Raw genomic sequence first — 732 nt, 5'->3', positions numbered from 1 at the left:
TTATCTCCTGGTCGTAACGTCGGATGGTGCTTTGCAGGGTCTTGATGGCATTTTCCAGGCAATCCCGGACAAAGGCTTGGCTAGCCTGCGGCAACCGGCGGCGCTCATCATCGCGCTGGCAGACCAATTGCTCGCGGCGCTGGACCAGCGCAAGCAGCCGCTCGCGCGCTGGCGAGGGCGCCTGGCTGGGCGATTCTTCAAGAACCTGGGCCAGGTGTGCCAGTACCGAAGCGTCAATCGGATCGGTTTTGGCCAGCTTGCCCATCGCTGTAGCGAATGCTCGTACTCGAGTTGGATTCAGGCGGGAAACGACATGGCCTGCCCGCAGCAGGGCAAAGAGCACACCTCGCTCATACCCGCCCGTGGCCTCCAGAACGATCCGCCCCGGCTTGTCCTGGGCAAAGAGCTCCAGCAATTGCTGATATCCCGTTGCGTCATTGGAAACGCTGACGAGTACACCTTGTGGCCGGATCCAAACGGCGAGTGAATCCTTGGCAACATCGATACCTACCCAAGCTGTTGTCATGAGCCAATCCTCGTAAACTGTTCGACGAGAGCACTCTGACTGCCCACGCTTGTGGTTCGAGGTTCACTCGTTCAACTGTTCGGGCTAGGTCAGAGGACGGCGGGAGGCAGCTTGGGCTCCTACTCGTGCGACCAACACCGCGGACCTGCAGCTTGCCTCCCGTCGCTCTCACCTTCGAGCTTATCGAGCTTTGCAGACACAAGCGG

Annotated in this window: 1 protein-coding gene; it reads right to left on the bottom strand. The window is 60.0% G+C overall.

Features of this window, described 5'->3' with window-relative positions; all coding sequences use genetic code 11:
- On the bottom strand, nucleotides 1–526 hold a 526-nt coding region (locus tag IB274_RS29450; protein ID WP_192436294.1), incomplete at its 3' end, for an IS110 family transposase.
- Between the last annotated feature and the right edge of the window lie 206 nt (nucleotides 527–732).

The sequence above is a fragment of the Pseudomonas sp. PDM18 genome, from assembly GCF_014852585.1.
Taxonomy (GTDB): Bacteria; Pseudomonadota; Gammaproteobacteria; order Pseudomonadales; family Pseudomonadaceae; genus Pseudomonas.
This window is presented reverse-complemented; position numbering and strand designations above follow the sequence as displayed.